At 44.5% G+C, this 11603-nt stretch carries 6 protein-coding genes; 5 read left to right on the top strand and 1 reads right to left on the bottom strand.

Annotated elements, in window-relative coordinates; translation table 11 throughout:
* Positions 1 to 198: 198 nt before the first annotated feature.
* From RH96_RS09440 to RH96_RS09430, 3 genes are all read left to right on the top strand, one after another.
* Positions 199 to 1323: a Fe(3+) ABC transporter substrate-binding protein gene (locus RH96_RS09440; protein ID WP_010200309.1), complete on the top strand. Its 1125-nt coding sequence runs from the start codon at positions 199 to 201 to the stop codon at positions 1321 to 1323.
* Between the two features lie 176 nt (positions 1324 to 1499).
* Complete coding sequence (locus RH96_RS09435; RefSeq protein WP_010200308.1) at positions 1500 to 3188, top strand: ABC transporter permease; 1689 nt, start codon at positions 1500 to 1502, stop codon at positions 3186 to 3188.
* Positions 3189 to 3336: 148 nt separating this feature from the next.
* The gene (locus RH96_RS09430) at positions 3337 to 4677 is read left to right on the top strand and encodes an ABC transporter ATP-binding protein (protein ID WP_010200299.1); all 1341 of its coding nucleotides are present in this window, start codon (positions 3337 to 3339) and stop codon (positions 4675 to 4677) included.
* A gap of 52 nt (positions 4678 to 4729) precedes the next feature.
* Here the strand turns inward: RH96_RS09430 and RH96_RS09425 are convergent, their stop codons facing one another.
* Positions 4730 to 5641, bottom strand: coding sequence for a methyltransferase domain-containing protein (locus RH96_RS09425; protein WP_010200296.1), 912 nt, complete (start codon positions 5639 to 5641; stop codon positions 4730 to 4732).
* Between the two features lie 590 nt (positions 5642 to 6231).
* Between RH96_RS09425 and RH96_RS09420 the strand changes: the two genes are divergently transcribed.
* Positions 6232 to 7896, top strand: coding sequence for an alpha/beta hydrolase family protein (locus RH96_RS09420; protein WP_010200293.1), 1665 nt, complete (start codon positions 6232 to 6234; stop codon positions 7894 to 7896).
* A gap of 592 nt (positions 7897 to 8488) precedes the next feature.
* Positions 8489 to 11290, top strand: a complete 2802-nt coding sequence (gene gyrA / locus RH96_RS09415; RefSeq protein WP_010200281.1) for a DNA gyrase subunit A — start codon at positions 8489 to 8491, stop codon at positions 11288 to 11290.
* The last annotated feature ends 313 nt before the right edge of the window (positions 11291 to 11603 follow it).

The raw sequence follows: 11603 nt of genomic DNA, 5'->3' as shown, positions 1-11603 counted from the left end.
AATCGTTGCTTTTGAAATTGTATTTTAAAAGCAATGATTTAGCCAAACAAGCACCAGTTTATCCAGTTAAATAAATGTATTGATAATTAATCTCATTTCTATTAGTATGTTGTTTTCAACTAATATGCTCTTATTACTCTTAATGAGTAATGTTTTTTATCTCTCTCACTTATCCGTAGCACCATTATGGGGAAAACCATGTCATTGAAAGCTTTCAGCGCAAATTTACCTTCTACCAAGCTCACTTTACCTGTTGCCGTATTTGGCATGATGCTAGGGCTTGCGGGTTGTAGTAATTCCTCTACGCCAGAAGAAAGCGTTGATGCTGAAGCGGCGCCAGCCAGTAGCGAGCAAGAAGTGGCTAACGATGGCGCGACGAGTGCTGAAGGACAAACGATTACGATCTACTCATCACGTAACGAGCAGCTGATCAAACCTTTGCTAGACCGCTATACAGAAGAGACAGGTGTCAAAATTGAACTGGTCACTGATAAAAGTGGTCCATTGATGGCACGCTTGCAAGCGGAAGGTCAAAATACGCCAGCGGATATGCTATTGACTGTGGATGCGGGTAATTTGTGGCAAGCCACAGAACAAGGATTGCTCCAACCAGTGGCATCGACGGTATTAGAAGCCAATGTCCCTGCAAAGTATCGTGATCCAAAAGGTCAGTGGACAGGTCTGTCATTACGTGCCCGTACTATTATGTATGACCCAAGTAAAGTCAGCGCCAACCAATTATCTACTTATGCAGATTTGGCGGATCCAAAATGGAAAGGCAAGCTTTGTTTGCGCACGTCAAACTCTGTGTATAACCAGTCATTGGTTGCCAGTATGATTGAAAACTTAGGCGAAGAAAAAACCGAAGCCGTCATTCGTGGTTGGGTAGATAATTTAGCCACTGACGTCTTCAGCGATGACACTAGCATGTTAAAGGCTATCGCTGCCGGTCAGTGTGAAGTAGGCTTGTCTAACAGCTACTACTATGGTCGCTTGCTCGATGAGCAGCCTGATTTTCCTGTCAAAGTCTTTTGGGCAAACCAAGGCACTACTGGTACCCACGTGAATATTTCTGGAGCAGGTGTGGTGACAGGATCAGACAATCCTGATGGCGCCCTCAAATTAATGGAATGGTTGTCTTCGGATAAGGCGCAAGGTCTCTATGCCAGCTCTGATAAAGAATATCCAGTCAAAGAAGGCGTTGATGAGTCAGATATGCTCAGATCGTGGGGCGAATTCAAAAAAGATGATATCAACGTGCAAAAGTTTGGTGAGCGTCAAACCCAAGCGATTCAAATGATGGACAAAGCAGGTTATAAATAGAGTATCACAAGCCAACCACGCCCAAAAAATGACAGTAGCCATAAGATAAATGTCAGCATGACTCTTAGTAAGCGGAACAGTAAGCTGAGCAAGTTTGGCAGAGAAAATGGTGTTCTTGGGTGTGCGATAGGCGAATTAGATCGGGAACTCTATGCGTATGACATGGTAATAATTATATGATAACAACGCCAAATGCGTCTGTTCGTCAAGACAAGACAGCCAACGACAATAACAATGGCAGTGACCATAGTAGTTTGGCTGTTAGTCAAGACCATGCCGTTCGCAAACGTATCCTCTCAAAATCAGTCTTAGGACTGATTTCGTTGTTTATGCTGGTACCAATTCTCATCGTCCTGCTGTCATGGACGCAGCCAGTGGCAGACATCTGGACGCACATGCGCGAGTATGTGCTGCCACAAGTCCTCAAAAATACCGCGATTTTATTGGTGATGGTGACGATTATCTCTGGCAGTATCGGCACCGCACTTGCTTGGATCACCAGCATGTATCGCTTTCCCGGACAGCGCTTTTTTTCGTGGGCGCTGATGCTACCGCTGGCGATACCGGCTTATGTGCTGGCATTTGTTACCGTTGGTATTGTTGATTTTAGTGGGCCGCTACAGACAGGTTTACGAGAGTTAGGCATCGATACAGCCATTCCGTCAGTACGCAACGTCTGGGGCGCAGGCTTGGTATTGTCACTGGCATTTTATCCTTACGTTTATTTGCTAGCGCGTCAGGCCTTTTTGTCACAAGGCAGGCGGGCGATTGAAGCGGGTCAAATGCTTGGTTTAAGCCGCAGTCACGTGTTTTTCCGCTTGGCATTACCGCAAGCATTGCCGTGGATAATTGGCGGCTTGTTACTCGCCAGTATGGAAACGCTTGCAGATTTTGGTGCGGTTTCGGTCTTCAATGTCGACACTTTTACGACGGCTATTTACAAGGCGTGGTTTGGCTTTTTTAGTCTAACGACTGCCGCACAATTAGCCGCTTTGTTAATCGGTGTGGTATTTATCGTGGTATTGTTTGAGCAGTACTGGCAAGCCAAGCGCGGTAATATAGTTACCCAAGGCAGCAATCAGCGTTTTGAAGCCAGTGCGTCTGCTAAGCTGGCCATGACATTCCTATGCACACTGGTGTTTTTGCTGGCTTTCCTAATACCGTTCTTGCAGTTGATCTACTGGACCGCGTTAAACTTCCGCCAAGATTTTGACGCCCGTTATATTGATTTTGTTACCAACAGTCTCATGATTGCGAGCATGACCACCATTTTCATTGCTTTTTTAGCCATCATCATTGCGTGGATTAAACGCCAATATCCAGATAAATCAACCAAGCTTATGACCACTCTAGCCAATCTAGGCTATGTCGTACCGGGTACAGTACTGGCTGTTGGTATATTTATTCCCATTGCTTGGATAGACAATCAGCTGATTGCGTTCGGTGTGACTTCAGAGCAAGTGCTGTCGGGTAGTGTGATCGTGATGCTTCTTGCCTTATCGACGCGCTTTATGACCGTAAGCTTTCAGCCAGTCGATCGGCAGTTACAGCGACTGACTGTCAATCAGGAAGCGGCTGCTAAATTACTGAGTGACAGCCCTTATCAGCGTTGGCGGCAAGTGATGTTGCCCGTACTCAGCCCTGGGGTGCTAACGGCCTTATTGATGGGTTTTGTCGAAGTGATGAAAGAGATGCCGATCACCTTGATGACACGGCGGCAAGGCTGGGATACGCTAGCGGTGCGGGTGTTTGAGATGACCAGCGAAGGCATGTGGGGCAGAGCAGCATTGCCAAGTTTGCTGATTGTGTTGGTCGGTCTTATTCCTGTTTGGATATTGCTGCGCCAAAGTGATAAGCAAGGATAAGTTGAAAACAGTTTATTATTTAAGACATTGCCGTTTATTATTCAAGACATTAAAGACAGAGTTGCTCGCGCTCAAGGATTTATTAGCACCATAATTTTTACCGTTTTATTTATTGGTTTTATTCATTAATCGCTTACTGGTACCATCTATGTATACTGACTTGATTAAAGACTCAACAGACCCAGCCAATCCTAAGTCGGCTACGGCTAAAGTGAAAGTGCACGCTGATAATGTAAAAAAATCACCAGTATCAACAGATGAAGCCTATCAAGTACAGCATAACAATATCGCTAAGCATGATAGTAATTCTACCGTAAATACTGAGACAAATATCGCCACCAATCCTTACTTTAGTGTCCAAGATTTAATCGTCGGTTATGACGATACCATCATCGTTAATGGACTATCGCTAAGCTTACAACAAGGTGAGATTGGCTGCTTTTTGGGTTATAGCGGCTGCGGCAAGACCACGGCATTGCGAGCCATTGCAGGGCTAGAGCAAAGTCGTCGCGGCACGATTGGCTTAAATAACCAACGCTTGACAGAACAGACGCCGACGACCTCGTTCGCCGTTGCGCCAGCCAAACGTGGCATGGGTATGGTGTTTCAAGACTATGCGTTATTCGGGCATTTAAGCGTGGCAAAAAACATCGCTTTTGGTCTTAATAAATGGTCAGCGGCTGACAAAAAAGCCCGTGTGGCTGAGATGCTAAGCCTCGTTGAATTGACGGAGCATGCTGACAAACGTCCCAATGAGCTCTCAGGTGGACAGCAACAACGCGTTGCTTTGGCACGAGCGTTAGCGCCCAATCCCAAACTCTTGCTGCTCGATGAGCCGTTTTCTAATTTGGATGTGGTACTGCGTGAGTCATTGGCGATGAATGTCCGCGATATTCTCAAACGTACCAATACCACCGCTATTTTGGTGACTCATGATCAAAATGAGGCTTTTGCGCTGGCAGATAAAGTAGGCGTGATGGATAAAGGTCGATTGGTACAATGGGCGACACCAAGCGAGCTATATCATGAGCCAATCAGTCCGTTTGTTGCTGAGTTTGTCGGTGAAGGTGCGATGATAGATGGCATTATCAAAGAAGGTCACGTCGAGACCGCGTTAGGTGACATTTACCGTCGCATGGAAGTTTATGATGAGTCAGGGCAGCCGCAATATTGTGAGTACGATTATCCCAATGGTACACCGATTAAGGTGCTCGTGCGCCCTGACGATATAATCCATGATGATGATAGTACGCAGACCGCTTTGGTGATTGGGCGCGTCTTTCGCGGTGCCAATTATCTGTATCGCTTGCAACTCGATGATGGGCAGACGGTTTTGTCCTTGGTCGCCAGTCATCATAATCATGAGATTGGCTCGCAAATTGGGATTTTGCCGATACTTGAGCACGTTGTTGTTTTTGATGAAAAAGACATCAATGCGACGACTTGGTCAGAGTACGATCGGTCCGAGCGCGTGGCAGAAGCCAGATAGTCGCTTTAGCACATCATGATTTAGGTGCTCGTTATCATTCAGCGTACTCAACTTAACGAGTTGCCATTATATGCAGATAGCGACCCAGCCATTTATACGGCTCTCGTTGTGAGTAGCGCAGCTCCATACGTATGACTGCATCAGGATCATTATGACCACCGCGCTTGAGCGGTGCATAATCATGAAACACGCGCAAGCCACTGGTTAGAATGGTTTGGTAATGATGTGTGATGAGCCAAGACTCGACTTCTTCTTTGGCGACCGGATAATTAGGCGTCAGGCTTTTTTTAGTGTCAGCCTTATAATCCGTGTTATCGAGCAGATTAAAATTACCCATAATCAGATTACGATAGTCAAAGCTTGCTGGATTATAAAAGCACAATGACAGCGCGCCATGCTCAGCCAATAGCCGATCACAAAAATCCATAATCGCGGCTGGTTCTGCGAGCCATTCGAGTAGGGCATGCGACATTATCAAATCAAACTTAGCTGCGTTCTCAGTATTCTTAGCCATACTGTCTTTATTCTGCAACTCATCGATTGCTAACTTGTCCTCTATCTCTTGATAAGGGCACACATACCAGCGTATATCTAGATTCCTATCGATTTCTGCGGCGCTCGCTTTTGCTTTCTCTAACATATTGGCAGAGATGTCATTGATGACCACGCTATGCCCTTGAGCCGCAAGCTCAATCGCAATCTGTGCAAGTCCCGCACCCACATCTAAAACCCGTAAAGGTCGCCCAAGCTCTTTGCTCATCTGCGCTGTATAGGCAAAGATATCACGGCGCAATACTGCCAGTCGAATGTCGCCTTTAAGACCACCGTAGACCTTTTTTTCAAAATAATCCGCAATCGTATCAAAACTACGATCGATGCGCGTCTCGTCTTGCATCGCCATTTCTTTTGTGAGATCTGTCGATTGGCTGTTGGTTTCTTTCGTGCTTTGACTGCTGGTTTGCATAGGGTGATATCTATATTAGGGTTAAATTTGGAACATCGTACAACAAAGACTAAAGCTAAGCTAGAACTGCTTTAACGGCAACAAAATTTTTCGTATAAGGTAAAAGACGCCACTCAGCGCATGTTTTGCAGTAGCTTTTCATAAAATTTTACGGTATAAATAGTGGGGTCTGTTGAACATTCAAATATTAGAACTGCTGATCGCTAAAATCGCATCAAACTAGGCGTAAACTGACGATAATGTCGAGACCTTAGCTAGGTTTACAACAACGTTTGGAGTGATTTTAGCATCAGCCCCAAGTATACAAGCAGGGGCAGGGCTATTTTTTGCCAATACATGGCGAAATTGTCTACCCTAGAACGACTAGGCGTCAAAAATTTCACTGCGTATTGTCTAAAAAATAGCCACTGCCAGTACCATATTTGAATGTTCAACAGACCATAAGGTTTAAGAAACAATAACTATTGAGCAAATTTTGCTAAAAAGTGCTTAATACAAATCATTGATGAAAAAAGCTGCCAAACTAAACGGCATTTACTGCCAAAAAATTTCAGCAAACGTCTGATTTACCATTGCTAAGGACAGCAACCATGATCAAATCCACCACGGATACCAGCGGCAAATTATCTGCCCCTTTATCTGCCCCTACTTATCAATCCATGTCTATCACTACCAAAACACCAACGATGTCACGCTGCTTATTGTCAGTAGCCGTTGCCAGTGCTTTACTACTCACTGGTTGTGGAGATGACGACGATGATAACGACACAGCATCCGTCATTTTTCCTACTAGCGTTGAGACAATTAGTGCCTTCAGTACTGCTCAAATAGATGGTATTCCTGGATTGGAAAATGCTGGTACGCCTGATGCTAAGTGTGATATTAAAGTAGAGAAAGTCACCTATCAAACGGTAGGGTCAGCAGGCGAGGTTACCAATGCAACTGCTGCTTTAATGCTGCCTAGTGGTGAGGGTGCAGACTGTTCGGGTGATCGTCCAGTATTATTATATGCTCATGGTACGACTACCGATAAAAGCTATGATTTTAGCCAAGTTGGCAATCCTCAAAATTCAGGCTCGGGTGAAGCCACCTTGATAGCAGCAAACTTTGCCGCGCAAGGCTATATCGTCGTAGCCCCTAACTATGCTGGCTATGATGATTCAGAGCTTGATTACCATCCGTACTTAGTTGCTGAGCAGCAATCTACTGATATGATTGATGCGTTGAATAGCTCGCGTATCGTTATCGATGCACAAAAACGAGATAAAAATACCAATTACGCCAATATCGATGATTCAGGCGAGCTATATATTTCAGGGTATTCACAAGGCGGTCATGTTGCTATGGCTACTGCTAGAGCGCTAGAAGCACAAAACAAACCAGTGACAGCCATTGCGCCTTTATCAGGCCCTTATGCTCTAGCCGCCTTTGGTGATGCTATCTTTACGGGGAACGTTAACCTTGGTGCAACGCGATTTGCGCCATTATTAACGACAGGATTACAGAAAAAGTATCCAAGTATTTATGATAATGTTAATGAGATTTTCACTGACCAGTATGCTAATACTATCCTTCCAAGTGACTCAAGTTTTGAGCAATTAGTCGAGGATAATAAACTGCCTGGATTTGCGCTGTTCCAGTCAAAATCTACTGGCAATGCAGTACTTGATCAGCTACCTTTTAGTACACTACCTTTTGCATTTCTAGGATTTTCTCCTGATAACTATCTCATTAAGACGGACTTTCGTGCCGCTTATGTGACAGATGTGCTTGCAAATCCTGATGGTTTGACAGCAGCAACACCAGCTGGAATACCAGCCGCTTCTCCACAGAACGAGCTTCGTAAAGCCCTAAAAGACAACGATTTACGAGGATATGTACCAAAGATGCCAACATTGTTATGTGGTGGTCATCGTGATCCAACGGTATATTATGATTTAAATACAGGTGCAATGACTGCTCAGCTGCAACAAGCTAACCTAAATGTCACTGTTCTCGATGTCGATAACGAAAATGAAGCGGGTCGTGGCATTCCAACGTTGCTGCCTTTAGGTCAATCAGCATTAGCAAACCCTTGGCTAATGACCAATACTATTGATAATATTCAGTCGCGATTTAATAATAATGTCGACGCTGCTGGAGCTGGCCTCTTATCTAGCTATCATGGTGGTTTAGTCGCTAGTGCTTGTACTGACGCCACTCGTGAATTCTTTAATCAAGACTTCAGTGCCAGTGCCAGTGCCAACCGAACTTAATATGACCAAGCGGCAATAAGTTATTTACAGATGAATGATGTCAAAAAACTGCATCCCAGTGGGTGCAGTTTTTTTATGTATAAACCCATTATTTTTTAGGAAGATAAAACAATGAAATCAATAATGTTATCTTTGCTAGCGCTCCCCTTTGTACTGTTGCCTATGAGTCAAGCACAATCAAAAAATACGCCTTGCTCCGGTAAGATGGGCGGTATTTCTCATTGTTCAAAAGATGGTAAATTCGTCTGTAAAAATGGCAAAATTAGCCAGTCTAAGCGAGTATGTCATTAAAGATATTTCGGTGGATATTGCTGGATCTAAAAACCTGCGCTAATGAGCTGTTTTGCTTGATTTTAATGACAGTCAGAACCCCCTAAATCAACAAATTTGTGCTAAAATAGCTTCTTTTATTCAACATTACTTTTAACAAAAACCGTATCGCCATTTTCCTATGGTTTTGCACGTTTTGAGGTGTTTTTTAGCGTTGATATAACAATCATAGTTGCGCATTTGTGCAGCTATATTTTTGTATCAGCTTAAACCTTTTAAGGCGTGCAACCCTTAGAGAAATTATGTGAGTGAAGGAGTGTATATGAGCGACTCGATCAGTCCTATTGCCATCGTGGATGAATTAAAGCAATCCTATTTGGATTATGCGATGAGCGTGATCGTCTCGCGCGCGCTGCCTGATGTGCGTGATGGGTTCAAACCAGTGCATCGCCGTGTGATGTATGCGATGCACGTGCTGTCTAATGACTACAATAAAGCCTATAAGAAGTCGGCGCGTGTGGTCGGTGATGTCATCGGTAAATATCACCCGCATGGCGATAGTGCGGTCTATGATGCGATTGTACGGATGGCGCAGGACTTTAGTTTGCGTTACCCGATGGTTGATGGTCAAGGTAACTTTGGCTCGATTGATGATGATCCACCGGCGGCTATGCGTTATACCGAAGTACGTATGACCAAGCTGACCCATCAGATGCTGGCTGATCTCGACAAAGACACTGTCGACTGGGAAGACAACTACGATGGCTCTGAGCGTATGCCAAGCGTGTTGCCTGCGCGTGTGCCTAACTTGTTGGTCAATGGTGCGACTGGTATTGCAGTCGGCATGGCGACCAATATGGCACCGCATAACCTGACCGAAGTCATTAATGCGTGCTTGGCATATGCCGAAAACCCGCAAATATCAGCTGAAGAGCTGATGACTCATATCTCCGGTCCTGACTTTCCTACGGGCGGTATCATCTACGGTCGTGCAGGTATTTTGGATGCTTATCGCACGGGTAAAGGCCGCTTGCACATACGTGGTCGCTATATCATTGAAGCGATGAGCGATACGGGCGTCAACCGTGATCGTGAGCGCATTGTATTTACCGAAGTACCTTATCAGACCAATAAAGCGAAGCTCATTGAGCGTATCGCTGAGCTGGTACGTGACAAAAAAATCGAAGGTATTACTGAGATTCGTGATGAGTCTGATAAAGACGGCATGCGTATCGCCATTGATTTGCGTCGCGGCGAAACGGCTGAAGTTATCGTCAATAATTTATTCCTCCAAACACCGCTTGAGTCTAGCTTTAGTATCAATATGGTGGCGCTCGATAATGGTCAGCCAAAATTATTGAGCTTACGTCAATTAATCGCTGCTTTTGTACGTCATCGTCAAGAAGTGGTGACGCGCCGTACCATTTATGAGCTTAACAAAGCTCGCGTTCGTGGTCATCTGCTCGAAGGCTTGACCGTTGCACTGGCGAATATTGATGAAATTATCGCTGCGATTAAGGCGTCTGCAAACCGCGGCTTGGCACGTGAAAGTTTACTGAACAACACATGGGGTTCAGGCAGTGTCGTGGCGATGCTAACCGCTGCTGGCAGTCAATCAGTACGTCCTGACTTCATCGAAGGCGAAGATCCAAAAGCACCGTTTGGTCTGATTGAGGGTAATGAGCATTATCGCTTATCGCTTGAACAGGTCAATGCTATTTTAGATATGCAACTGCATCGTCTAACAGGTCTTGAGCAAGACAAACTGACCGAAGAATACCAAGATTTATTGCGTGAAATCGCCCATTTAGAGTCTATCCTTGGCGATTTTGACAAGCTAATGACCATTATCTCTAATGAGATGATTGAGATTCGTGAGAACTTCGGTGATGAGCGCCGCACTGATATTATTGATTCACGTATGGACTTTAACCGTGAAGACCTTATCCCAGAGCAAACTGTAGTCATGACCGTTTCTCGTACTGGTTATGCAAAAACCCAGCCAATTGATGATTATGTCGCGCAAAAACGTGGTGGTAAAGGCAAATCTGCGACTGCGATGAAAGAAGACGATGTGATTGATCATTTAGTAGTGACCTCAACGCATTCTACAGTATTGTGCTTCACTGATAGTGGGCGTGTCTTTAGCCTACGCGGCTTTGAAGTACCGATTGCCAGTCGCGGTGCCCGTGGTCGTCCATTAGTGAATTTAATTGGGTTAAATCCTGATGAAACCGTGACAACTATCTTGCCTATTCCAAAGATAGTAGAAGAGCTACCGGTAAAAGGTGACACATCATTAACAGATACCTTAATAGATGGTGATGATGAGTTATCAGAAGATATCAATCAAGCAGAGCCACCTTTTGTATTTTTTGCAACTGCTAATGGTACAGTGAAACGGGTAGAGCTTAAGCAGTTTGCCAATATTCGATCAAACGGCTTGATTGCCGTTGGATTAGAAGAGGGCGATAAATTAGTCAGTGCTCGTATCACCAATGGTAGCCAAGAAGTAATGTTGTTTGCTTCCAGTGGCAAAGCCATTCGTTTTGATGAAAATGATGCTCGCGCGATGGGTCGTACTGCGAAAGGTGTCCGTGGTATGCGTCTGGCTGCTGATGAATTCATTAAGTCGTTAGTCGTTATCGAAGATGATGTCCGCGAAATCCTAATCGCTTGTGAGAAAGGCTTCGGTAAACGTACCTTTATCGATGAGTTCAATACCCAAAATCGTGGTGGTGGCGGTGTAATCGCGATTAAGACCAGTGAGCGTAATGGCGCGTTAGTACGCGCCACCAAAGTTGACTCTACCGATGATATTATTTTAATTTCTGACAAAGGTACATTGGTTCGTACGCCAGTTGAGCATGTCGCTAGCTCTGGTCGTAATACGCAAGGTGTCACGCTGATTCGTCTGTCAAAAGATGAAAAACTGGTTGCTATGGCACGTGTCGAGCACGAAGAAAGCGATGATGAGCTAGTTGATGCTATGAGAGAAGATGGTACGTTGCATGTAGAAGGCCAAGAGCAGATAGACATCGATGCGGCAACTGGCAACACAGCCACAACTGAAGTTGATGATGCTATCGATATTGCAAATGATGATGAGTTAGACGGCGAATAAATATCTCAGTAGTTAGCTTTGTGATCTAGGGCGTGTCATCAATTAGCACATTGATACATTTAGTGGTCTTAAAATGGTTAAATTTTGCCAAACATCGTCAGAAATCTTGTCAATATGTTCATATTTACGGCAATTTCTTTCTTGTTTGGCTGCAATTTTCCTCATTTTAAGCCTAACAACCTAAATGATGACACGCCCTAGCCAATATCTGTGATTGATTATCTTTCAGGATTTATGGGCAAAGTATGGTCTTTTATAGTCCTTTAAGTTATAAGAGCATCAATACTTAAGTCGGTTAAGTTATAAGATTAAA

Origin of the sequence: Psychrobacter sp. PAMC 21119, assembly GCF_000247495.1 — a bacterium.
Lineage (GTDB): Bacteria > Pseudomonadota > Gammaproteobacteria > Pseudomonadales > Moraxellaceae > Psychrobacter > Psychrobacter glaciei.
The sequence above is the reverse complement of the archived record's forward strand: the minus strand, read 5'-3'. Positions and strand labels throughout refer to the sequence as shown.